Origin of the sequence: Acinetobacter equi (assembly GCF_001307195.1) — a bacterium.
In the GTDB taxonomy this organism is placed as follows: Bacteria; Pseudomonadota; Gammaproteobacteria; order Pseudomonadales; family Moraxellaceae; genus Acinetobacter; species Acinetobacter equi.
Window position 1 is genome coordinate 2775659 of sequence record NZ_CP012808.1, and the last position, 22800, is coordinate 2798458.

Annotated in this window: 23 protein-coding genes; 16 read left to right on the forward strand and 7 right to left on the reverse strand. The window is 34.8% G+C overall.

What is annotated here, in order from left to right:
• Window positions 1-2 precede the first annotated feature (2 nt).
• The 12 genes from cyoB to trmB all read left to right on the forward strand — a co-directional run bounded on the left by cyoB (window position 3) and on the right by trmB (window position 11736).
• On the forward strand, window positions 3-1991 hold the full coding sequence (gene cyoB, locus AOY20_RS13085) for a cytochrome o ubiquinol oxidase subunit I (protein WP_054582276.1): 1989 nt from the start codon (window positions 3-5) through the stop codon (window positions 1989-1991).
• Window positions 1992-1995: 4 nt separating this feature from the next.
• The gene (gene cyoC / locus AOY20_RS13090; RefSeq protein WP_054582277.1) at window positions 1996-2613 is read left to right on the forward strand and encodes a cytochrome o ubiquinol oxidase subunit III; all 618 of its coding nucleotides are present in this window, start codon (window positions 1996-1998) and stop codon (window positions 2611-2613) included.
• Window positions 2613-2945, forward strand: a complete 333-nt coding sequence (cyoD, locus tag AOY20_RS13095) for a cytochrome o ubiquinol oxidase subunit IV (RefSeq protein ID WP_054582278.1) — start codon at window positions 2613-2615, stop codon at window positions 2943-2945. The genes cyoC and cyoD overlap by 1 nt, the downstream gene beginning before the upstream one ends.
• A 10-nt stretch (window positions 2946-2955) precedes the next feature.
• Window positions 2956-3834, forward strand: coding sequence for a heme o synthase (cyoE, locus tag AOY20_RS13100; RefSeq protein ID WP_054582279.1), 879 nt, complete (start codon window positions 2956-2958; stop codon window positions 3832-3834).
• Window positions 3835-3945: 111 nt separating this feature from the next.
• Window positions 3946-6072 carry a PA5441 family protein gene (locus tag AOY20_RS13105; protein ID WP_054582280.1) on the forward strand — a complete coding sequence of 709 codons (2127 nt, stop codon included), beginning with the start codon at window positions 3946-3948 and terminating at the stop codon, window positions 6070-6072.
• 7 nt (window positions 6073-6079) lie between these two features.
• Window positions 6080-6829 (forward strand): DUF3142 domain-containing protein, encoded by a 750-nt coding sequence (locus AOY20_RS13110; RefSeq protein ID WP_417855557.1) that lies wholly within the window; start codon window positions 6080-6082, stop codon window positions 6827-6829.
• A 173-nt stretch (window positions 6830-7002) separates the two neighbouring features.
• The gene (rpsF, locus tag AOY20_RS13115; protein WP_054582281.1) at window positions 7003-7389 is read left to right on the forward strand and encodes a 30S ribosomal protein S6; all 387 of its coding nucleotides are present in this window, start codon (window positions 7003-7005) and stop codon (window positions 7387-7389) included.
• Window positions 7390-7400: 11 nt separating this feature from the next.
• Window positions 7401-7628 (forward strand): 30S ribosomal protein S18, encoded by a 228-nt coding sequence (gene rpsR, locus AOY20_RS13120; RefSeq protein WP_054582282.1) that lies wholly within the window; start codon window positions 7401-7403, stop codon window positions 7626-7628.
• A gap of 9 nt (window positions 7629-7637) precedes the next feature.
• Window positions 7638-8084, forward strand: coding sequence for a 50S ribosomal protein L9 (rplI, locus tag AOY20_RS13125; RefSeq protein WP_054582283.1), 447 nt, complete (start codon window positions 7638-7640; stop codon window positions 8082-8084).
• Window positions 8085-8276: 192 nt separating this feature from the next.
• A complete protein-coding gene (dnaB, locus tag AOY20_RS13130) occupies window positions 8277-9722 on the forward strand; it encodes a replicative DNA helicase (protein ID WP_054582284.1) in 1446 nt (481 codons plus the stop codon).
• Window positions 9723-9764: 42 nt separating this feature from the next.
• Entirely contained in the window at window positions 9765-10835 is a 1071-nt protein-coding gene (gene alr / locus AOY20_RS13135) for an alanine racemase (protein ID WP_054582285.1), read from the forward strand.
• Window positions 10836-11019: 184 nt separating this feature from the next.
• Complete coding sequence (gene trmB, locus AOY20_RS13140; protein WP_054582286.1) at window positions 11020-11736, forward strand: tRNA (guanosine(46)-N7)-methyltransferase TrmB; 717 nt, start codon at window positions 11020-11022, stop codon at window positions 11734-11736.
• A 52-nt stretch (window positions 11737-11788) separates the two neighbouring features.
• Here trmB and AOY20_RS13145 read toward each other — a convergent pair whose 3' ends face one another.
• The 4 genes from AOY20_RS13145 to AOY20_RS13160 form a co-directional block, all read right to left on the reverse strand.
• Complete coding sequence (locus AOY20_RS13145; RefSeq protein WP_054582287.1) at window positions 11789-12571, reverse strand: Rossmann-like and DUF2520 domain-containing protein; 783 nt, start codon at window positions 12569-12571, stop codon at window positions 11789-11791.
• 163 nt (window positions 12572-12734) lie between these two features.
• On the reverse strand, window positions 12735-13769 hold the full coding sequence (locus AOY20_RS13150) for a hypothetical protein (protein ID WP_054582288.1): 1035 nt from the start codon (window positions 13767-13769) through the stop codon (window positions 12735-12737).
• 121 nt (window positions 13770-13890) lie between these two features.
• Complete coding sequence (locus AOY20_RS13155; protein ID WP_054582289.1) at window positions 13891-15126, reverse strand: dihydroorotase; 1236 nt, start codon at window positions 15124-15126, stop codon at window positions 13891-13893.
• Window positions 15127-15136: 10 nt separating this feature from the next.
• Window positions 15137-16153, reverse strand: a complete 1017-nt coding sequence (locus tag AOY20_RS13160) for an aspartate carbamoyltransferase catalytic subunit (protein WP_054582290.1) — start codon at window positions 16151-16153, stop codon at window positions 15137-15139.
• Between the two features lie 416 nt (window positions 16154-16569).
• Here AOY20_RS13160 and AOY20_RS13165 point away from each other — a divergent pair, with 416 nt between their 5' ends.
• Both AOY20_RS13165 and uraH read left to right on the forward strand, forming a co-directional pair.
• Window positions 16570-17355, forward strand: a complete 786-nt coding sequence (locus AOY20_RS13165; RefSeq protein ID WP_054582291.1) for an rRNA large subunit pseudouridine synthase E — start codon at window positions 16570-16572, stop codon at window positions 17353-17355.
• A 136-nt stretch (window positions 17356-17491) separates the two neighbouring features.
• Window positions 17492-17890 (forward strand): hydroxyisourate hydrolase, encoded by a 399-nt coding sequence (uraH, locus tag AOY20_RS13170; protein ID WP_054582292.1) that lies wholly within the window; start codon window positions 17492-17494, stop codon window positions 17888-17890.
• A gap of 51 nt (window positions 17891-17941) precedes the next feature.
• On the opposite strand, the gene epmA is transcribed toward uraH, so the two are convergent.
• The 3 genes from epmA to AOY20_RS13185 form a co-directional block, all read right to left on the reverse strand.
• Window positions 17942-18922: an EF-P lysine aminoacylase EpmA gene (epmA, locus tag AOY20_RS13175; RefSeq protein WP_054582293.1), complete on the reverse strand. Its 981-nt coding sequence runs from the start codon at window positions 18920-18922 to the stop codon at window positions 17942-17944.
• Window positions 18919-19986 (reverse strand): 4-phosphoerythronate dehydrogenase, encoded by a 1068-nt coding sequence (locus AOY20_RS13180; protein ID WP_054582294.1) that lies wholly within the window; start codon window positions 19984-19986, stop codon window positions 18919-18921. Before AOY20_RS13180 ends, epmA begins: the two co-directional genes overlap by 4 nt.
• A 96-nt stretch (window positions 19987-20082) precedes the next feature.
• On the reverse strand, window positions 20083-20538 hold the full coding sequence (locus AOY20_RS13185; RefSeq protein WP_054582295.1) for a protein kinase family protein: 456 nt from the start codon (window positions 20536-20538) through the stop codon (window positions 20083-20085).
• 590 nt (window positions 20539-21128) lie between these two features.
• Between AOY20_RS13185 and trhP the strand changes: the two genes are divergently transcribed.
• Complete coding sequence (gene trhP / locus AOY20_RS13190) at window positions 21129-22532, forward strand: prephenate-dependent tRNA uridine(34) hydroxylase TrhP (protein ID WP_054582296.1); 1404 nt, start codon at window positions 21129-21131, stop codon at window positions 22530-22532.
• 11 nt (window positions 22533-22543) lie between these two features.
• The gene (locus tag AOY20_RS13195; protein ID WP_054582297.1) at window positions 22544-22795 is read left to right on the forward strand and encodes a YfhL family 4Fe-4S dicluster ferredoxin; all 252 of its coding nucleotides are present in this window, start codon (window positions 22544-22546) and stop codon (window positions 22793-22795) included.
• The last annotated feature ends 5 nt before the right edge of the window (window positions 22796-22800 follow it).

Here is a 22800-nt window from a genome sequence, read left to right on the forward strand (position 1 = left end):
ACATGAGCTTCTTAGGTAAGTTAGGTCCAGAAGTAATTCCTCACGATCCAATCGTGTTGGTGACTGTTGCACTGATGGTTTTAGGTGGCCTTGCAGTTATTGCAGGTATTACCTATTTCAAAAAATGGGGCTACTTGTGGAACGAATGGTTCACATCTGTAGACCATAAAAAAATTGGTATCATGTATATTTTCGTATCGATTATCATGCTTTTGCGTGGTTTTGCCGATGCGATTATGATGCGTCTTCAACTGTTCCTTGCAAAAGGTGGCGGTGAAGGTTATTTACACCCAGAACACTACGATCAGATCTTCACCGCACACGGTGTAATCATGATTTTCTTCGTGGCAATGGGTCTTGTAGTAGGTTTAATGAACGTTTCTGTACCACTTCAAATTGGTGCACGTGACGTAGCATTCCCGTTATTAAACTCTCTTAGCTTCTGGTTATTCGCTGGTGCTGCTGGTTTAATGATGGCTTCTCTTGCGATTGGTGAATTCGCTGCGACTGGTTGGATGGCATATCCACCACTTTCAGGCATTGAATATTCTCCAGGCGTAGGTATGGACTACTACATCTGGGCGATTCAGGTTTCTGGTCTTGGTACACTTTTAACTGGTGTTAACTTCTTTGTTACCATCATTAAAATGCGTGCACCTGGCATGAAACTTATGGACATGCCTATTTTCACTTGGACGAGTTTAATTACTGCAGTTCTAATCATTGCAACATTCCCAGTATTAACTGCGACTCTTGCAATGCTTACGCTTGACCGTTACTTCGACTTCCACTTCTTTACAAATGACTTGGGTGGTAGCCCAATGTTGTACGTAAACTTGATTTGGACTTGGGGTCACCCAGAAGTATATATCTTGGTATTACCAGCATTTGGTATTTACTCAGAAGTTACTGCAACTTTTGCTCGCAAAACGTTGTTCGGTTACAAGTCAATGGTGTATGCAACTGTAGCAATTGGTGTGTTATCACTAGTTGTTTGGGTTCACCACTTCTTTACAATGGGTGCAGGTGCCAACGTTAACGCGTTCTTCGGTATCATGACCATGATTATTGCGATCCCTACAGGTGTGAAAATCTTCTCTTGGTTATTCACGATGTATAAGGGTCGTATTACGTACACTACCCCAATGCTATGGACACTAGGTTTCCTTGTGACTTTTGGTATCGGTGGTTTAACTGGTGTATTAATGGCGGTTCCACCTGCGGACTTCCTTGTACACAACTCTTTATTCCTTATCGCTCACTTCCATAACGTAATTATTGGTGGTGTTGTATTCGCGATGTTCGCGGCAATCATTTTCTACTGGCCAAAAATGTTTGGTTGGACATTAAATGAAGCTTGGGGTAAAGCTGCATTCTGGTTCTGGTTCATTGGTTTCTATGTAGCATTCATGCCACTTTATGTTCTTGGTTTCATGGGCATGACTCGTCGTTTGAATACTTATGACAACCCTGAATGGGATCCATACTTAGCCATTGCTTTCGTTGGTTCAGTATTAATCTTGTTTGGTTTATTGTGTTTCGTAATGCAAATCGTTGTTGGTTTCTTACAACGCAAAAACAACATGGATTACACTGGTGACGTATGGAATAGCCGTACTCTTGAATGGTCTACTTCTTCACCTGCTCCGTTCTATAACTTTGCTCATCTTCCAAAAATTCATGGTATTGATACTTTCTGGACTGACAAAGAAAATGGTCTTGCTTATGCAAAACCTGCGAAGTATGAAGATATCCATATGCCAACAAACCGTGCTGCGGGCTTTGTAATTGCAATGTTTATTACAATTATGGGCTTTGCTTTAATTTGGCATATTTGGTGGTTAGTAGTTGTTACTTTCATTGCTTCTATCATCAGCTTCATCGTTTCTTCTTTCACGAAGAAAGTGGACTACTATGTTCCAGCTGCTGAAGTTGAACGCATTGAAAATGAACGCTATGCGCTTCTTGAAAAACACTTGAAGAAGGACTAAGACAATGGCTGAAGTACTTCATCACGACAACCATGGACACGATGATCATCATCACGATGATACCGACATCACTGTCTTTGGTTTCTGGACTTACTTGATGAGTGACTTGATTTTATTCGGTACACTCTTCATCGCGTTCGCTGTATTAAGCAGCCACGTCCCAGTAGGTACACCAAGTGCAAAAGATTTATTTGGCGTGTCTTTAGACTTCGTCCTAACTGAAACTTTTGCTCTTTTAATTTCTTCTGTAACATTTGGTTTTGCAGTTCTTGCTGCATACAAAAAAGATGTTGCTAAGGTATTAACTTGGTTAGCTATTACTTGGGTATTTGGTGCTATTTTCATTGGCATGGAATTATATGAGTTCTCTCATTTAGTTCATTCTGGTCATGGCCCAAGCACAAGTGCGTTCTTATCTGCGTTCTTCACTTTAGTTGGTACGCATGGTATTCACGTAACTTCTGGTTTGGTTTGGATGATCGTATTAATGATTCAAATCAAAAAATACGGTTTAACACTACCAAATATGCGTCGTCTAGCATGCCTAAGCTTATTCTGGCACTTCCTTGACATCGTTTGGATCTGTGTATTCAGCGTAGTTTACTTACTGGGAGTTATCTAATGAGTCATGATCATAACTCTGCTGGTGCAGCACACGGTAACGTAAAACAGTATACGATTGGTTTTATCCTTTCTATTATCTTGACTATTATTCCATTTGGAATGGTAATGTCGGGAAATTTTGAAGGACAACGTGGCCTACTCGTTGCTGTCATTGCTATTACAGCAGTTGCTCAGGTTCTTGTTCAATTAGTTTACTTCTTGCACATGAACTCATCTTCAGAACAACGCTGGAACGTGATTGCATTCATTTATACAATTCTTACCATTGCAATCTTATTGATTGGTTCGGTATGGATTATGAATCACTTACACTTCAACATGATGATCTAAACTGGTTGTCATGCTGAAAAAGTATTTATTCCTGACTAAGCCAGGAATTCTCTTTGGTAACTTCGTTACCACTTTGGGCGGCTTTTTCTTAGCCGCCCAAGGTTCTGTAGATTTCCTCCTTTTACTCATTACTCTTCTAGGAACAACATTTGTTGTTGCTTCTGGTTGCGTTGTCAATAATTTCATTGATCAAGACATCGACCAAAAGATGGAACGAACAATGAACCGTGCATTAGTCAAAAAAACTATCACTCCTTCAGTTGCATTGGCATTTTCTGCTGCACTAGGAATTAGTGGCTTTGCGTTATTGTGGTTCTTTGTAAATGTCTATGCTTTCGGTTTTGCTATTCTTGGTTTTGTGGTTTATGTAATTTTTTATAGTCTATGGAGTAAACGTACTTCTATTCACCAAACGGTCATTGGAAGTATCTCTGGCGCAAGCCCTCCAGTAATTGGTTACACTGCTGTTGCAAATGAATTTGATGTTGCCGCATTGCTGATTTTTTTAGCATATGCACTTTGGCAAATGCCACATTCATGGGGAATTGCAATCTACCGCTTTGATGACTATAAAAATGCTGGCATTCCAATTTTACCTGTAGCACGTTCAATTTTTCGCACGAAAGTTGAAAGCTTGATTTATGTCTTGCTCTTTGCTGCGGTGTTAAATGGTTTGTATTGTTTTGGCTATACCAATATATTTTTCTTAATTACGTTCAATCTGCTTTGTGCATATTGGGTTTATTTATCAATTATTGGATTTAAAGCTGAAAATGATCAGGTTTGGGCTAAACGCTATTTCTTATATTCAGTGATTTTAATTACTGCATTAAGTATCAGTTTTAGTTTTAGCTATGTCTCCCCTGCACCTAATTTACCACTGTTTTAAAAAAGATAGAGTGATCTCTATCTTTTTTTTATTATTAAATTTATAACATTCCAAATATATAAAATTTTTACTCATTTTTATTTCCAACTATAAATTTATTATGTGACCACAATGAAAAAAAGATCTTTCAATATCACCCAATCATTTCTTATTGCGTGCTTACCCAGTTTATTTTTTATTACGTCTATAGCACATGCAGGTGTAGACACTTCTTGTGAACCCAATATCAATATGGACGCTACTCATTTTAATAATTGTAGTAACCTCCCCATACTTATTCCCAGCAATAACAGTAAAACAAATATGTTCTTACTATTAAGTGATATAGGCATGATTAATATCAAACCACTTACACAAGATAAGCACTTATGGACTGCTAGTTATGGGATTGTGCCTTTTGAATCAGCTACATTAGCAAGCGCTATTGAAAATAAAGTTCAGAACAAAGATCAAAATAAATATAGCAATTCTGCTAGAGAATTTTCACTTATTTACGAAGAACGTTGTGTATCTTTAGAAAGTGGAAAAAATGAATTTATTGATGCAGTCAAAAACAACAAAAATATTCCAAATGCAGAAAAACAAATTTTAATTGCCGAACGAAATAAAATAACAGAATGTGACCATGCTCAAATCCCTTTAATTAAAGTCAATCCTGCTTGGACAACCGTCACTCGCCAATATGCCTCATATTTAAATGGCGCTATTTCTTTTTACAATACTAACTATTCCACAGCGACTAAGATTTACTTAGCATTAGAAAATGTTGAAGATCCATGGATTAAAGAAACCAGCCAATATATGCTGATTCGTACTTATTTAAATGAAGCATATGCAACAGGCATAGACTCATATAATTTTATGAACTTTGATTCAATTGAACAATCTTTAGTAAATAAATTCCATGATCAAATCCATAATTATCTAAAGCTATATCCTAATGGACGATATACCGCAAGTGCTCGCGGTTTATTACGTCGTGCATATTGGTTAACACAACAAAAAGAAAAAATTGTGGATGAATTTATATGGCAAATGAATCATACATCATCGCCTTCATTCAACTTAACGATGTCTTTAGTTCCAAATGAAATAGATCGAATTATTTTTAATAGTCAAAATATTGATCCTAAAATTTTTAAAGAGCCATTTTTTTTAACAGTTTATGATTTAATGAATCTACGCGCATCAACAAGTGATGATGAGCAACCTATTTCATGGAATCAATTAAATACACAAAAGTCTGCATTTAAAGCTCAACCTGAACTCTTTCAATATCTACAAGCTGTTCACTTAGTTTATGTTCAAAACAAACCACAGGAAGCATTAAAATATCTTCCTAAAAGCACAAAGAATATTTTAAACTATTTACAATTAAGCCAAGTTTTTCTTAAAGGTAAAATTTTAGAACAAATCAATCAAAACCAAGCTGAACAATATTGGGAAGAACAACTGAAACAAGCCAAGACTTCCTATCAGAAAGGATTATTTGAATTAACCTTAGCGAAAAATTTAAATAATAAACAAGAAGTAAATGCTTTTATTGGCAAAAAGCCGGTCATTTCTCAAATTAACTTACAGCAAAACTTTATTCAACATCATGCCAATGAAAAATCTTTAGAACAAATTATTCAATCTAGTCAAAGTTCAGAAGATCAAAAACAAGTTGCTTTATATACGTTATTATCTAAAGCATTGATGGCACAAAACTTTAAATTATTTAATCAATACTATGCCAATTTACCTAAAAATGCAGCGCAATATAAATCTTATGCCAGCATTGAAAGCCTAGAAGAAAAACCACCTTTTTCTCACTTTATTTGGAATGGAACTCAAATTACAGCGCAGCTACAATGCCCAGATTTAAGCACATTAACCAAACAACTCGAAACAACAAAGCATAATCAACTTCTTAATGTTTGCTTAGGTGAATATATTCGTAGTGAACACCCTGCTATTTCACCTAGTTGGAATAGTTATGAACAGCGGGATTCTTCAAAATTCATAGGTACATTTTTCACTCGTGGAGATATCTATAAAAATATTATTGAAAATGAACCTAAAGGTGATTTACATGCATATGCACTTTATCGTGCAGTTATGTGTTACTCACCAACAGGAACAAATGATTGCGGAGATAAAGATGTTGATATTTCAGTGAGAAAACTATGGTTTAATCGTTTAAAAAGTGAATATCCAAACACAACCTGGGCTAAATCGTTAAAATACTATTGGTAAAACATTTATGCTTAAAATGATGCCTTATATTTTTTCATATATTGCACTCGTAATGCTTTTATTACCTATACAGAAGATAGATGCCGCTACAACACGTGTTGATGCAAACCAATATTCATCATTTTGGATTTGGGGCAGAATTCAATCTGCTCCTTATTTACAACAAGCGAAAGAACTCTATATTTTACAAGGAGAAATTCGTCTAAATAACACTTCAAAGCAATCAGCACTCATTCCTCAAAGTGTTGGAGTTCTTAAAATTCCACATCAAAAAGTTTGGCTTGTATATAGAAACCACCATCTACAATGGAATAATCAAGAATTAGCTCATATTTTAAAACGTATTCAATCATGGGAAAATGCAGGAAATAATATTCAAGGTATTCAAATTGATTTCGATGCGCAAACAAAAAACTTAAATGAATATGCTATTTTTTTACAAAAACTAAGATCACAACTTCCTAAAAAATATAAACTTAGTATTACTGGTCTACTGGATTGGACCAATGTACAAAATCAAGAAACCTTAAACTTACTTCGTCAAAATATTGATGAACTTGCGATTCAAAGCTATCAAGGTTCAACAACTATTCCCAATTATCAGAACTATTTAAAAAAAATCTCTGCGATGAAGTTACCATATAAAATAGGTATCGTTCAGCATGGTATTTGGGATAAGTCATTGAATTTTAATTCTGATCCAAATTTTAAAGGCTATATTGTGTTTTTATTACGCAATGAACTATTAAATAAATAATTACTAAAATATTCAAAATTTATCACTAACCCGAAAAAGCATAAGATTTATTTGTTTTTAACTTCAATATTACCTATAATGCCACCTTGCATTTTTTTGCAACACAACTTCGGTTGTGACTCCTTGCTTCTAACAATTAGGTTAGGGGCTGTATAATCCGTAAGGAGCTGACAATGCGTCACTACGAAATCGTACTTCTGGTACATCCAGATCAAAGCGATCAAGTGGTAGGTATGGTTGAACGCTATATCTCTCACATTAAAGAAGCTGAAGGTCAAATTCACCGTCTTGAAGATTGGGGCCGTCGCCAATTGGCTTACCCAATTAACAAAATTCACAAAGCGCACTACATTTTAATGAATATTGAATGTGGTCAAACGACTCTTGACGAGCTTGAAGAATTGTTCCGTTATAACGATGCAATTATTCGTAGCCTTGTTATCCGTCGTGAAAACGCAATCACTGAAGAGTCTTTATTGGCTAAGAGTGCTGAAGAAAAACGTGCGCGTAAAGCTCAACGTGAAGAAGCACAATTGGCTCAAGACTCTGCTGAAGCATAAGGAGAACATCAATGGCACGTTTCTACCGTCGTCGCAAGTTCTGCCGCTTTACAGCTGAGAACGTTACATATATCGACTACAAAGATATCGACACTTTAAAACAGTACATCACTGAAAACGGCAAGATTGTTCCTAGCCGTATTACAGGTACTAAAGCTCGTTACCAACGTCAATTGGCGTTAGCTATCAAACAAGCTCGTTACTTGTCTTTGATTGCTTACACTGACAATCATAAGTGAGGTTGAGCTGTGGATATTATTTTATTACAACGCGTTAAAAACCTTGGTAAATTAGGCGATAAAGTTTCAGTTAAAGCTGGTTACGGCCGTAACTTCCTTATCCCTCAAGGTATTGCTGTTGCAGCAACAGAATCAAACACTGCTGCTTTTGAAGCTCGTCGCGCTGAACTTGAAAAAGCTGAAGCTGAAGTTTTAGCTGCTGCTCAAGCACGTGCTGACCAATTAAACGAAGTAAATATCGTAATCACTGCGAAAGCTGGTGACGAAGGTAAATTATTCGGTTCAATCGGTACTCGTGACATCGCTGATGCGTTAACTAATGCTGGTCTTGAAGTTGACCGTGCAGAAGTTCGTTTACCAAATGGTGCGCTTCGCAACACTGGTGAATTCAACATCGCAATCCAATTGCATCATGATGTTGTAGCAGAAGTTTTAGTTACTATCGTAGCTGAATAATTCTTGCTAAAAAAAAGAGCATGCTTTTGCATGCTCTTTTTTTATCTGTAAAAAATGTGTTTTTACTTTTCATTTAAATGAAAATTTCAATCCTAATTTTCAAGCAGAATCTGTATCATCTGCTAAAATGAAAACTATTGATTCACGTTACATTTTCTTTGCATTTACTGTATTTAAAAATCAGGGATTTATATGTCACAGGCGAATGCCAAAAGCACACAAAAAAGCTCAAAAACAGAAGTGAATAGTGCTGAAAATTCTCCATTAAAAGAATTTCGTACCCCACCACATAACTTAGCAATTGAACAAGCTGTTCTTGCTGCGCTTATGACCGTTGCTGAATCTTTTGAGCAAGTCGGTGATGTTTTACAAGAAAGCGATTTTTATGCGACTCGACATAAATATATTTTCCGCGCAATTGATACGCTTGCCAAAGAAAACTCACCTTATGATGCCGTATTAGTCAATGACTGGCTCATTAAACAAAATCTGTTAGATGCTGCGGGTGGTGAAGAATACCTCATGCAACTTATGGCTGACTCTCCTTCTAGTTTCTATAATATTGAAACTTATGCAGCCAAAATTAAAGAATTTTCGACTTTAAGAAATATGATTAAAGTCAGTACTGAAATTTTACAAAATGCCTATGACACAAAAGGCAGATCTGTCAGTGAGATTTTAGATTTAGCTGAAACAAACGTATTCCAAATTGCTGAACAACATAATAACAATAAGAAAAATGCAGGCCCTAAAGCAATTACAAGTGTTGTTGCCGACGTTTTTGACAAACTCAATGAATTATCTCAAATGGAAGGTAATATCACTGGTTTAACAACAGGCTTCTTAGAATTAGATAATAAAACATCAGGAATGCAAGCTGGCGACTTAATTATTGTAGCTGCACGTCCTTCCATGGGTAAAACTACCTTTGCCATGAATCTTGTTGAGAGCGTACTCTTTAACAATAATCTTCCAGCACTCGTATTTTCTATGGAGATGCCAGCAGACTCCATTGCAATGCGTTTAATTTCAGCTTACGGTAAAGTTCATCAAGGACATTTACGTTCAGGTAAGTTAGATGGTGAAGAATGGTCAAAAGTCACAGGAACCATTTTACAGCTTCAAGAAAAAAATCTATATATTGATGATTCTTCTGCCCTACCACCAACCGAACTTCGTGCTCGTGCACGACGTATTGCAAAACAGCATGGTGGGAAAATTGGCTGTATCATGGTCGATTACTTGCAGTTAATGAAAGTTCCAGGCATGGGGGATAACCGTGTAGGTGAGATTTCTGAAATTTCTCGAAGTCTTAAAGCATTAGCTAAAGAAATGCAATGCCCTGTTATTGCTCTTTCACAGCTTAACCGCTCACTGGAAAACAGACCAAATAAACGCCCTGTAATGTCCGATCTCCGTGAATCTGGTGCGATCGAGCAGGATGCCGATTTAATCATGTTTATTTACCGAGATGAAGTCTACAATAAAGAATCTAAAGAAGCAGGAACGGCTGAAATCATTATTGGTAAACAGCGTAATGGTCCAATTGGTACAGTTCGTTTAGCTTTTGAAGGACAATACACACGTTTTAGTAATTTATCACCTGAGTTTTATGCTCAGTATAATGATGAGGAATAATCTCTCATCATTACAATTTAATTAATCCTAGGAGTAATTAGGGTGCGCCAAGCAACAGTTTATATTGATCGTGAAGCACTTCAATATAATTTCAATAGAGTCAAACAACTTGCACCAAAAGCTAAAATAGTCAGCATGGTTAAAGCCAATGCTTATGGTCATGGAGTTAAAGACTGCTTAGCAGCCTTAGAAAATACAGATGCCTTTGGCGTTGCCTGCCTAGAAGAAGCACTTGAAATTCGTCAACTAGGTTATAAACAAGATATTACTCTTATTGAAGGCGTTTTTTCAGCAGATGAAATGCACGTTGTGATTGAGCAAAACATCGAAGTTATTGTTCATCATCAACAACAAGTAGATTGGCTATTGGCAAATAAAGATGCCTATCTTGCTAAAAACTTAAAAGTTTGGGTAAAACTAAATAGTGGTATGAATCGTTTAGGTTTTAAAATTGATGTAATTAAAAATATCATCAATCAATTAAAAGCTGAAGGTTTTAACTGTGTTTTAGCAATGCATTTTGCCAATGCAGATAGCGATCATCCTCTTAATGATGAACAAATTCGTCAATTCCTTGAAGTTAAAAATGATTGTGCTCCAATCATGGGATCATGTTGCAACTCTGCTGCTATTTATAAATATCCTGAGTTACATTTTGATTATGTGCGCCCAGGCATCATGCTCTATGGAGCAACACCATTTGCAGATAAATCTGTACATGATTTAGATTTAAAACCTGTAATGACATTTACAGCAGAAATTATTGCTTTAAATACGATTCAAGCAGGCGAAGCTGTTGGTTATGGCTCTTTATATATTGCAGAGAAAGAGACTCAACTTGCTATTGTTTCTATTGGCTATGGTGATGGTTATCCTCGTGCATTTCCAAAACAAAACTTTGTTGCTATTAATGGACAAAAAGTTGCTCTTGTTGGACGTGTAGCAATGGATATGATTGCAATTGATGTCACTGGTCTAAATGCTCCAATTGGTACAAAAGTCGAACTTTGGGGACAAAATAGATTAGTCGATGATGTTGCTGAAGCAAATGGTACGATTGGCTATGAGCTATTATGTCGTCTCAGCAACCGCCCTGTTAGAAAACAAATTTAAGATTTCATTTTTTCTTTTCATTTAAATTTCTATGAAATACTAAATCGCAAAAACATAAAATAAAAAGCCCAAGCTCGAACTTGGGCTTTTTATTGACTAAAATTCGACAATAGCTGTAAAAAAGTTTGACTTACTAGGCTCAAGACTTAAAATACCGCTTTCGAGTTTTAATCTATCCAAAATTATGTCGAACGATTTATTAGACCAGCAAGTTGTAGAGCTGGACAACCTGAACGAACACCGTGAAATTGTCACTTTTATGCGTCGTTCATCTCCATTAAATACATCTCAACGTACTGCGCTTGAACAATATGCTCACTTAATTTTGGAATATCCTGTTGGTGATCTACGTCAGCACTTTGAACATCCTGAGCGCCCTTTAACTGTTGAAATTGGCTTTGGTATGGGCCGTTCACTAGTTCTCATGGCAAAAGCAAATCCTGAACGTAACTTTGTGGGTATTGAAGTTCACGTACCTGGTATTGCTCAATGTGTTTATGAAGCTGGTCTTGCTGAAGTAACCAATTTACGCGTACTTGATGCAGATGCAATTCAAGTTTTACGTGAAATGCCAGATAATAGCATTAACTGTGTACAACTTTATTTCCCAGATCCATGGCAGAAAAAACGTCACTTCAAGCGTCGTTTCGTTGCACATGAACGCATGGAACTTGTTGAACAAAAGCTAGAGCTAGGTGGTACTTTCCATTCTGCAACAGATTGGGAACCATATGCTGAATGGATGCTAGATGTTTTAGATAATCGTCCACGTTTAGAAAATCTTGCGGGTAAAGGTAATAGCTATCCTCGCCCAGAATGGCGTCCTCAAACTAAATTTGAACGTCGTGGTATTGAATGCGGCCATAAAATTAATGATTTTATTTTCAAAAAAATCAACTAATTTAAGTAATTCATTAAAGGCTTATCATTCAAGATAGGCCTTTTTATATTTTCTATTTATTACTTTGATATTTTTCTAAAATTTGCTGACTTAATAGCGAATAGACATCTAAAAAATTATCCTGATTTTCAGCTTTTAACATGTTCTGATGCATATGAAGAATATTTTGATCCCCTCTTCTTGCAGGACCTGTTTGCGCATGATCTGGACTCACCATTGTTGCTTTTTTTGCTGTTTCTAAAATAAGTGGATATAGCAAAGAAAAATCGACTTGTTTTTGATCTAAAATTTGCTTTGAAATATCATAACAATAATTACTAAAATTACAGGCAAATACAGCCGCTAAATGTAAACTTAATCTTTGTTCAGATGAATATTGATATACTTTTTCAGTTAATAATTGCGCAATATTATTTAAAAGCTCAGTGTCTTCTTTCTCACGTGCTTCAATAAAGAGAGGTGTTTGTTGCCAATTAATTTCACTCTCATAGCTAAATGTTTGTAATGGATAAAATATCCCAACCCGATCTAAAGAACTTGCCAATACATTAAGATGAGTACTCCCTGATGTATGAACAATTAACCCTTTAAAATTCAATTGTTTTAATTGAGCTATAACCGATGGAATAGCTTGATCACTTACTGCAATAATCAATAAATCTAGATGCTGATTAATTTTTTCAAATTCATTAATCGCTTCTGCATTAACTATAAAAGCGAGCTTTTGCGCATGCAATAAATCACGACTATAAATTTGAACAACCTCATAATGCCGCTGTAATTGTTGTGCTAAATGTGTTGCTACACGACCAGCGCCAATGAATCCTATTTTCATATTTAACTACGTGAATTAATGCCAATGAAAAATCATGCCAAGAAATCTTATTTGATGCAAATAATACTACCTTAATCGTTTAATTATCATCTTTATTTTAGAAATAAAAATAGTCAGCAAAAGCTGACTATTCTTTATGATCGAAACAATGATTCGGATTCGACTATTGAACTAATTCTTCTAGATACGAAATACGTTTTTTTGTTTCAGCATTAAAACATTTAATATATTGCATACGTTCATTCTGCTGTTTCATTTGATCATTCCAATACTGATATTGCTTTTGGTATGTTTCTTTTTCATTATCGGATAATGAATAAACTGATTTTTGTGCCAATACTTTACAATCGACATCACGTTTTTCAAACCAATCTGCCTGGGCTTGTTTGATTTCAATACGTTGCTCATCTGCCAAAGAATCCCAAGCTTGATTTAAACTTTCAACAAGTGAAGTCTTTTCAGATTCTAGTTCTTTGTTACGAATATCCATTGCTTTTTGAGCAAGTTCAGTCTGCTCCATATGTTCTTGTTCATGCTGCTTTATTCTTTCTTTATCTTGTTTATTTTCTTTCACATAAGCCTCATATTCAGCAGCATATTGTGAAACTGAAACAATACCTTCAATAACAGCAATCTGATTTGATACGCTTAAATACAGACCGTCTTTATCTGTTTTCGTAATCGCATATCGTAAATCACTCAACAACTGATCATTTTTAAATATATAGTCATCACTTTCTAAAGCATCATGCAAAGTGTAATTATTATTATTATACTCATGATCACACTCTTCGCATGGTCTTTCTAAAAAGGCATTTTCAGCACGTTGCTGAAGACCTTTTGGTAAATGAATAATTAACTGACTTGTACATTTTAAATCTTTGCCATTTTTATCATCATCTGGTGTAAGCGTTGTAACACCTTTAATTTCAAATTTAATACCCTTTTTTATTTTTTCTAAAAGACTTAAATCTGCCACATAAGAAGAATGACGAAGACGTTTATCCAATTCTTTAATATATTCATCTCTTAAATGATTTTGTATTTGCTCTAAATTTGCAGGCGCAGTACAGCTCCAATCTTGTAAAAGTTTAGATTCTGCATCATTCTCTTTTGCTTCATTTTCTTTTTTCAACAAATCACAGCCCGTAAAAAGAAGACTTGAGCTAAGCACGCCAATTATCATTAATTGCTTCATTGTATTTTTTAACCACAACTGATTGTTATATTTTCCCCTGCATTTAAACAAAAAAGTGTAAAAAAAACCACATTTCCATAAAAAAAGTCAGCATAAGCTGACTTTTTTTATATTTTCAATATTATGCAGAAAAAGTCTGAACAACCTTTCCTTTTACTGTTTGTTGAGTCAACGGTGTATTTTTACCATGTGAAATAATTGTATCTTTATTTAGTTGCCATTCTAACTTTGGATCAATCAAAACCCATCCGAACTCTTGCAACCAATTTTCATACATATTTGCTACTTTTGCTGGTGCAATAGTCACTTTTTCTACCCACTCTAATGGCTCAAATAATCCTTCTTCAACTAATTGAATACCAAATGGAACATAGGTATCAAAAGCTGTAAAACCAGATAATGTTTCAGCAAATGGTGCCATTTTAGCAGAACGACTTAATGGTTCATGATGTGTACAAATCGCATCAATAACCCCTTCCTTCAAACCTTGGCGTAATAACTCTTTATCTTGTTCTGAACGTAATGGCGGTCGAACATGTGCTAATGAATTAAATCCATCAATTAATTGATCTGTTAAATGTAATTGATGCATTGCAACATCACAGGTCACATTTAAACCTTTCGCTTTTGCAAGCTTAATTAACTCAACTGATGCACCGCATGACAACAAGCCAAAGTGAGCACGTACACCTGTTGCTTCAATCATCAGAAGATATTTAGCAATTGCTACTGTTTCAGCCAAAGCTGGAATCATTGGCAAACCTTGACGTGAGGCAACAAAACCTTCATGTACACAGCCATCTTTAGCAATTTGATGCTCTTCTGCATAAAAAACGACAGTCATATCTAAACCGGCAGCATATTCAAGTGTACGAATAACAACATCATCATCTGCAAAAGGAGCATTTGCATTAGAAACAGCTGTACAGCCACCTTTTTTAAGACCTGCCATATTTGCGGGTTGCTTACCTAAAAGTCCTTGAGTTTGTGCCCCAATCACTTTTAAATAAATACCTCCATCAAGCATCGCTTTTTCAACTAAACCATGAATAAGCGCACCATTGTCTTGAACAATTGGTTTTGAATCTGGGGGGGTAAACACATGTAAAATACCATTTTCACGTGCAGCTTTACCTTCAGATTTTAAAGTACCATGCTGTTGTTGACCTGGCTCACGTAAGCGTGCACATAAATCAACCATAGTAGGCATTAACCATTTTCCTTGACCATCAATAACTTGGTTTACATCATCCGATGCTGAAACCAATTTTCCATGTTCAAGAAAAACCGTTTGAATATTATCTGTCTTGTTAATTGGGTCTAAGACACGTACATTTTCAATTTTTACAATACTCATGACTGTCCCCTTATACCGCAATCGCTTCTAATAAACCTTTTTCTTGTAATTGACCTTGCATAGACAAAGCCAATACTGCCATACGAACGGCAATACCATTGGTCACCTGATGTAAAATTACAGATTGAGGACCATCGGCAATACTCGAATCAATTTCCACACCACGGTTCATTGGCCCAGGATGCATTACAATACAATCAGGTTTTGCAAGTGCTAATCTTTCTGGATTTAATCCATACATCTTATAAAATTCAGCTTGAGAAGCTAAAGCTGGAGAATCAATTCGCTCATTTTGAATACGCAATGTAATAATCACATCGCAATCACGAATGCCATCTTCCATTTTATTGAATAGACGAACATCTGCACCATACTCTTCAAAACCGTATGGCAATAACGTATTTGGAGCAATCACACGAATATCTTTGCATCCTAAAGTCTGTAAAGCAGCAACATCAGAACGAGCAACACGTGAATGTTTAATATCGCCAATAATGGCAATACTCATATCTTCAAATTTTTTATTGGTTTCACGTCGAATGGTTAACATATCCAACATTGCTTGTGTTGGATGTGCATGACGTCCATCACCAGCATTAATAATTGCGATATCAGGACAAACATCTTTAGCAATAAAATGTGCTGCTCCAGAAGAAGAATGACGTACAACAAAAATATCTGCCGCCATTGCTTCAAGATTCCAAAGCGTATCTCGTAATGTTTCACCTTTTGAAGTACTTGATCTTGCAATGTCAATATTTAAAACATTAGCAGAAAGTCGCTTTGCGGCAGCTTCAAAGGTTGTTCGAGTACGAGTAGAATTTTCAAAGAAAAGATTCATTACCGTACGACCTTCTAAGAGATTGTTAGTAATGAGCTGATTTTGGTCATTAAAAAAGGACGCCGCGGTGTCCAATATTTTTGTAAGAACTTCTTTAGATAGACCTTCTATGGTCAAAAAATGCTTTAGGTTTCCGTGTTGATTAAGTTGAATCTGGCTCGGAGAGTGCAATGATGCCAAATGCATGATGGATTCCTTATACGCTAAGTTAACGTATTATACAGATAAACCCAAATCATTGGCAGATCATGTTTCGGGAAAATAGAATAAAGACTAAAGAAATTAACATTCAAAAATACAATATATAGTTTAATTATCAATTATATATTTTAACTCAAATGCATTATCATCTCTTCTTTATTCAAATGAATTCAAAACCAATATATGAATAACAACTTTATCGTTCTTTCTGCTTAATTTTCCTTGTATAATCATGTCATCTAATTTTTTCTGTTAAAGCAATACTTTCCTTTATGCATTAACACGAACACGCTCTAAACAATTCGCCTTAGTTCTGAGATTTATATGAGAAGTTACGACATTTCTTATATTAATAAATCTCGATATTTATCAAATTCATGTAATTATAGAAGTCATGTCCTATGAAAATCGTCATTCTCAATAAACCTTATGACGTCCTCTCCCAATTCCGTCCAGATGAAAAGCATCAAACCATGGCCGATTTCATCGATGATCCTGAACTACGAATTGCAGGTCGTTTGGATATGGACTCTGAAGGGTTAATGTTCCTTACCGATCATGGTGGTTTAAATCAATTTATTACACATCCTTCAAATAAAAAATTTAAAACTTATTTAGTTCAAGTTGATGGCGACATTACCGACGAAGCACTTGAGCAACTTCGTAAAGGTGTGGAATTAAATGATGGTATAACTTTACCAGCCAAAGCTATTAAGGTTTCAGAACCAGAATGGCTTTGGGAGCGTGTTCCACCAGTACGTTTCCGTGCATCTGTACCAACGTCTTGGGTTGAAATTTCTATTTGTGAAGGTCGTAACCGTCAGGTTCGTCGTATGACAGCAACTGTTGGTTTTCCAACTTTACGATTAATTCGTACTAAAATTGGTTCTATTGATTTGGTACAACTTGGGCTACAACCTGGTGAAACTAAAGAAATTGAACCTTTACTTTATCCTGATTTTAAAGATGTTCCTGCTGCAGAACCTTATCGTTCACGCTCATATGTGAAAAAACCAGGCGGTACTGGTGGCAAACCAATCAACAAAAAAGTCAATAAAGATGGTACACCAAAGAAAAAGTCAGGTACACCTCGCATTTGGCAAATGGAAGATGGTGAAAAGCCTCGCCGTAAAACGAATGGTACAACACGTCCAAGTACCAAAAGTCGTGGTCGTCGCACTCGTTAATTTTCTTCTCATTTAAAAAAACAAAAGAATGCTTCGGCATTCTTTTATTACATAATTCATATGATTTATTAATTTGATATATACTAGACTCCAGCAGTTCAATCATTTAGCTGTTTTATTAAAATGGAGCAATAATATGAAAAAAATTATTTTTGGTGCCCTTACTGCTAGTTTAGCAACTTTAAGCTTTGCACAAAATCCGCTAAGTGTTCACGTTCTAAATCTAGAATCTGGTTTACCATCACCAAATGTTTCTGTCGTTCTTGAAGCTCAACAAGGTAATAATTGGGTAAAACTGAATGAAAAGAAAACAGATGAAAATGGTCGTATTAAAGAGTTATTCCCTAAAGAAACTGAACTTCAAAAAGGCACTTATAAAGTAACATTTAAAACTGGTGAATGGTTTAAAGAACAAAATCAACGTTCTTTCTTCCCTGAAGTTCCTGTTGTTTTTATTGTTGACGGTAATTTAGATCACTACCATATTCCACTTCTTCTAAGTCCATATGGCTATTCTACTTATCGTGGAAATTAATTAAATTTTCAAAAAATGGATGCAGATGCATCCATTTTTTAATCCAAATCATTATGAAATATGTGCTGGAAAAGCAATCACTTTCTCTAATTTCATTTGGTTAGTCGCAATCATTAATAAACGATCAATACCCAATGCAATACCTGAACATTCGGTCATATTTGGCAAAGCACTAAGCAAATACTCATCTATTGGCATAATATGAAGCCCAAGCTTTTCACGCTCAATATTATCTACCTCGAAACGGGCTCTTAAAATATTTGCATCAATTAACTCATCATAAGCATTTGCAAGCTCTAGACCTTCAATATAAAGCTCAAAGCGTGCAGCAACTAATTCTCCATCTTCATCATTTTTCGTTTTTGCTAACGATGCCATTTCATGTGGAAAGTCTGTTAAAAAAACAGGGGTATCAAAACCTAAACTAGGCTCAACAAAATGAGAAAATAATAAATCAATATATCCTAATCGATCATCACCTAAGTCTAGATTTAACCCCAATCTTCGGCAACAATCTTTGAGTTCTTGAACGCTTGCTTTTAAAGGATTTAAATCCAAACGATCTATAAATGCATGCTTATAGCTCAATACTGTTGGTCGAACTTCACCAAACCGATGTTTTAGAGTAACATTTAACAAATCTGTTACCTCCAACATAAGTTCTTTCAAACTCATATTTGGTCTGTACCATTCCAGCATTGTAAATTCGCTATTATGTTTTCTGCCATGCTCATCATCACGAAAAACTTTACAAATCTGATAAATTGGACCGCTACCACTTGCAAGCAAACGTTTCATTGCAAATTCTGGTGATGTTTGTAAATAGTGTGTTTTTTTATGCCCTTGTAGATGTCTCTGTACCTGAATTGATGCTAAATGCACATCCGTAACGCCTGCTTGAGACAAAATAGGAGTTTCAACTTCTAGAACATTTTTTTCTGCAAAAAATTGACGAATTTGTATATACATTTTTGCACGTGCTTGCATTGCTTTTAAGTCGCACGTTGGCTGATATTGAATTTGAGATGTCATGCCTTAGGCCCTCCATATGCTGCCCATTCACGACGTAATGGATAAGTTTTTCTTAAATAATCAAATGCTTTTTGATCTACCTTACCGTCTTTAAGACATGCGCGTAAATTTTGATCATCTCTTTGAATATCATAAATTTCTGAAATATATCTTTTTAATACTGACTTTAAATCTTGTGTATTAAATAAAGCATCACATACTGGTAATTGTGTTTCAAATTCTTTGTCATTCTTATAATTAAATGTTTGACAGAATGCGTCATAAATCATTTGAGTACCACGTGCTTTTCCTTCCAAGCTATAGCCTGCAATATGTGGTGTCACAATACGAATTAAATTTAATAATTCTTCTGAAATTTCAGGTTCATGTTCAAATACATCTAAAACGACAGCACGATTTGTTTTCTGAAGATCTTCAATTAAAGCAGATTCAGCAATAACTGGACCACGTGCAGAATTAATGAGAATCGTATCTGGTTTCATTTGAGCTAGTGTTGAAGCATTTATTAAATGATAGGTTGGATAATCACCTGTTTTGGTTAAAGGCACATGAATTGAAATTGCATCAGCATTTTGAAGTAAGCTATTTAATTCAACTTGATTCACATGACAACGTTCTACAAATGGATCATACGCAATGACATTCCAATTTAATAATTGAGCCATTGTTGCTAAACGAGAACCGACATTCCCTAATCCAATAATTCCTAATGTAAAATTTTCATTTTGATCTAATAATTGTGGTTTTAAATTCAGTAAAGCAGTAATTACATATTCAACAACAGCCTGTGCATTACAGCCGGCAGCATTTGACCATTTTATTTTTTGTTTTTCAATTTCTGTAATGTCTAAATGATCAGTGCCAATCGTAGCACTACCAATATACTTAAGTTGGCTCTTCTCAATTAATTGATGATTTACCTGAGTGACAGATCGTATTAATAAAGCATCTGCATCTTCTACATCTTGATGAGTTAAGGTTCGACCAGCATGTTGGTAAATATCACCAAAGTCAGAAAAAAAATATTCTGTAAATGCTAAATTCTCATCTGCAATGATCTTCATAGTACTATCCAAGTCAAACTTGTCCTATGATAACGCTACAACCTTAAAATATAAATTATGTAAATTGCTTTAATGCTATATCTTCAATTTTTATGGCTAAAAAAACTTTAAATACGCTGGTATTAATTTTTGTGAACCTTCAAACCCAATAATCCCATTGACTGTCATATTTGGGTGAACTGTTTCTAATAATCCATAATCAATTAATCCTACATGGTATTTGTGACCATCTTGATCAACTAAAAATACTTTATCCATATCTAATTTAAAATGCTCTGTGCCTCTATTTCGAATATAAACATGAAAATAATAGACTCCATCTTTTAATTGGTTGGTCTCATATACAGCAATATCAATTTTTTGTTGTGATAAATAATTAGAAACTAAAAATCGCCCACCAATTTGAGTCGACATTGATTGATGATTAATATTTTGTTTTACTGTATGTCGAGTATCATCATGTAATTTATCTTGATCATGATGATTACATGCTAAAAGCATCATCACACAGCAGATACAGATAATCTTTTGATTTAATGCCCAAATGCTCATCAACAATAACCAGCCATTTAGATTTCCCCTTAATCATGACGAATATTTAAGCAATTATTTTTTAAACAATGGAAATACCAATAATAATGATAAATAAATCACACTTTATATTATTTTTGTTTAGTTATTAGTTTTTTTTGTAGCATTAACTAAAACTTAATATTAAATTAATTTTCAAAGCTATATAATTCAATTATTTCAAACAAATATATTTATTTAGAAATAAGTTTTATCAATATATTTTTATATTTAATTAATAAAGAAATTAAAATATAATAAAAGAGTCATAATTTATTTCATTAAATTAAAAGCTTATATAAAGTTTTATATATTTTTTTAAATTTCATTACATTATTTAAATTTTTATTACATTTTAAATCATCTATTTTTTTTGTTTTATTTTTTAAATTTTGTTGTGAAATCATATCAACAACATGAATAAACTATTTACTTTTACTTAACAATATTTTATTTTTTCAATAATTTACATGATATTTAGACCCATTTCCGACTAAATTACTAGGTTGAATCTAATTTATAGATCACTACAATGTAATCCCATATTTTTCCTATGTCTTTATAGATCCATCATGAGTATCACTCACGTTACAGAACTTTTATCCCCTGCTGGTTCACTTAAAAATATGCGTTATGCATTTGCCTATGGTGCAGATGCAGTCTATGCAGGACAACCTCGTTATAGTTTACGTGTACGTAACAATGAGTTTGATCATGATAATTTAGCCATTGGAATTGCTGAAGCACATCAGCTTGGGAAAAAATTCTATGTCGTTGTGAATATTCAACCACATAATTCTAAACTGAAAAATTTTATTCGTGACTTAGAGCCTGTTGTTGCTATGCAACCTGATGCACTCATTATGTCTGACCCTGGTTTAATTATGATGGTACGTGAACATTTCCCACATATGGATGTTCACCTCTCTGTTCAAGCCAATGCTGTAAACTGGGCAACTGTAAAATTTTGGCAAAAAATGGGACTCACTCGCGTTATTTTGTCACGTGAATTATCTATTGATGAAATTGAAGAAATAAAAAATCAAGTTCCTGGTATGGAAATTGAAGTTTTTGTGCATGGTGCTTTATGCATGGCTTATTCTGGTCGTTGCATGCTTTCTGGCTATATGAATAAACGTGATGCCAACCAAGGTGCTTGCACAAATGCATGCCGTTGGGAATATAAGATTCACGACGCAAAAGAAGATGAAACAGGTGATGTTATTCCTGTTCAGCAAATTGAAAATTCAACTTGCTGTCAGTCATCATCTCAAGATGCTGATGAGCAACACATGTTAAATCAACATCATATTGATGAACCTGTACTTTTACAACGTAATGAAGAAGATATGTTTGCCGCAGAAGAAGATGAACATGGCACATATTTCATGAACTCCAAAGATTTACGTGCAGTTCAACATGTTGACCGTTTGACAAAAATGGGCATTCATTCGCTTAAAATTGAAGGTCGTACAAAATCTTATTTTTATTGTGCACGTACAGCGCAAATTTATCGTAAAGCTATTGATGATGCATTAGCAGGAAAGCCTTTTGACCCATCATTAATGACTCAACTTGAAGGTCTAGCAAACCGTGGCTATACCGAAGGTTTTTTACGTCGTCATGTACATAGCGAATATCAAAACTATGAAACAGGCTCATCACGTTTCGATCATCAACAATTTTGTGGTGAAGTTTTAGAACGTAATGGTGACTTTATTAAGATTGATGTCAAAAACCGCTTTGTGGTTGGTGACTCACTAGAGCTTATGACGACTTCAGGTAACATCACTTTTATACTTTCTGAAATGACAGATAAAAAAGGTAATGCTATTACAGAAGCTAAAGGTTCGGGTCATATTGTAGATATTCCTATACCTGCAGATGTTGATATGACTTATGCACTGTTAATTCGTAATTTACCAAACTCAACTGCGGATATTTCTGCATCTTCTTTAGCTTATCAAGCAAACTAAGGAAAGCAGTCATGGCATTATTAATTACAGATAAATGCATCAATTGTGATATGTGCTTACCTGAATGTCCAAATGATGCCATTTATGAAGGTGAAAAAGTATATGAAATTGATGTAAATCGATGTACAGAATGTGTGGGATTTTATGACCATCAAACCTGTATTTCGGTTTGCCCAATTGAATGTATTATTCCTCATCCTGAGCATGTTGAAACGCAAGAACAACTCATGCAAAAGTTCGAAGGATTAAAACTTTTCGGTTAGTTTTA

Coding starts and splice junctions, on each gene's coding strand:
- cyoB (WP_054582276.1), top strand. CDS start 3: ATGAGCTTCTTAGGTAAGTTAGGTCCAGAAGTAATTCCTCACGATCCA.
- cyoC (WP_054582277.1), top strand. CDS start 1,996: ATGGCTGAAGTACTTCATCACGACAACCATGGACACGATGATCATCAT.
- cyoD (WP_054582278.1), top strand. CDS start 2,613: ATGAGTCATGATCATAACTCTGCTGGTGCAGCACACGGTAACGTAAAA.
- cyoE (WP_054582279.1), top strand. CDS start 2,956: ATGCTGAAAAAGTATTTATTCCTGACTAAGCCAGGAATTCTCTTTGGT.
- AOY20_RS13105 (WP_054582280.1), top strand. CDS start 3,946: ATGAAAAAAAGATCTTTCAATATCACCCAATCATTTCTTATTGCGTGC.
- AOY20_RS13110 (WP_417855557.1), top strand. CDS start 6,080: ATGCTTAAAATGATGCCTTATATTTTTTCATATATTGCACTCGTAATG.
- rpsF (WP_054582281.1), top strand. CDS start 7,003: ATGCGTCACTACGAAATCGTACTTCTGGTACATCCAGATCAAAGCGAT.
- rpsR (WP_054582282.1), top strand. CDS start 7,401: ATGGCACGTTTCTACCGTCGTCGCAAGTTCTGCCGCTTTACAGCTGAG.
- dnaB (WP_054582284.1), top strand. CDS start 8,277: ATGTCACAGGCGAATGCCAAAAGCACACAAAAAAGCTCAAAAACAGAA.
- trmB (WP_054582286.1), top strand. CDS start 11,020: ATGTCGAACGATTTATTAGACCAGCAAGTTGTAGAGCTGGACAACCTG.
- AOY20_RS13145 (WP_054582287.1), bottom strand. CDS start 12,571: ATGAAAATAGGATTCATTGGCGCTGGTCGTGTAGCAACACATTTAGCA.
- AOY20_RS13150 (WP_054582288.1), bottom strand. CDS start 13,769: ATGAAGCAATTAATGATAATTGGCGTGCTTAGCTCAAGTCTTCTTTTT.
- AOY20_RS13155 (WP_054582289.1), bottom strand. CDS start 15,126: ATGAGTATTGTAAAAATTGAAAATGTACGTGTCTTAGACCCAATTAAC.
- AOY20_RS13160 (WP_054582290.1), bottom strand. CDS start 16,153: ATGCATTTGGCATCATTGCACTCTCCGAGCCAGATTCAACTTAATCAA.
- AOY20_RS13165 (WP_054582291.1), top strand. CDS start 16,570: ATGAAAATCGTCATTCTCAATAAACCTTATGACGTCCTCTCCCAATTC.
- uraH (WP_054582292.1), top strand. CDS start 17,492: ATGAAAAAAATTATTTTTGGTGCCCTTACTGCTAGTTTAGCAACTTTA.
- epmA (WP_054582293.1), bottom strand. CDS start 18,922: ATGACATCTCAAATTCAATATCAGCCAACGTGCGACTTAAAAGCAATG.
- AOY20_RS13180 (WP_054582294.1), bottom strand. CDS start 19,986: ATGAAGATCATTGCAGATGAGAATTTAGCATTTACAGAATATTTTTTT.
- AOY20_RS13185 (WP_054582295.1), bottom strand. CDS start 20,538: ATGAGCATTTGGGCATTAAATCAAAAGATTATCTGTATCTGCTGTGTG.
- trhP (WP_054582296.1), top strand. CDS start 21,129: ATGAGTATCACTCACGTTACAGAACTTTTATCCCCTGCTGGTTCACTT.
- AOY20_RS13195 (WP_054582297.1), top strand. CDS start 22,544: ATGGCATTATTAATTACAGATAAATGCATCAATTGTGATATGTGCTTA.